At 35.5% G+C, this 445-nt stretch carries 1 protein-coding gene; it reads right to left on the minus strand.

From position 1 onward, the window contains the following. Positions 1 to 413, minus strand: a 413-nt coding sequence (locus tag E1140_RS00055; RefSeq protein ID WP_343034103.1) for a sugar transferase, incomplete at its 3' end; no start/stop codon positions are given. Positions 414 to 445: the final 32 nt, after the last annotated feature.

The raw sequence follows: 445 nt of genomic DNA on the forward strand, positions 1-445 counted from the left end.
TTATCTTTCTGCATTAATGCAGGGAACGTTTTGAAGATTAAAGATAAGTCGAAAATAAAAGAATTTTTATTAGCATAATCTATGTCGAGTTTAATTCTCTCTTCCTCAGACATATCAGCCTTTCCCCTTTTGGTCACTTGCCACAATCCAGTTATTCCGGCCGCAGACATAAATCTCATGGCACAATCATCTTTTGTGAGTTGTTGTGCTTCATATAATGGCAATGGTCTGTTCCCAACTATAGACATATCCCCCTTTAAGACATTAATTAGTTGTGGGAGTTCATCCAAACTAGTGTTTCTTAGAAATTGCCCAAACTTAGTTATTCTTGGATCATCTTTAATCTTGAAGAAGACAGGATTTGCTCCATTATCTTTTACTTCAACAGAACCACCATATTGATTTAAGTGCATTAACTTACTTAAGTCTTTATCTGCACCATTGG

Source organism: Fulvivirga lutimaris (genome assembly GCF_009711525.1).
Taxonomy (GTDB): Bacteria; Bacteroidota; Bacteroidia; order Cytophagales; family Cyclobacteriaceae; genus Fulvivirga; species Fulvivirga lutimaris.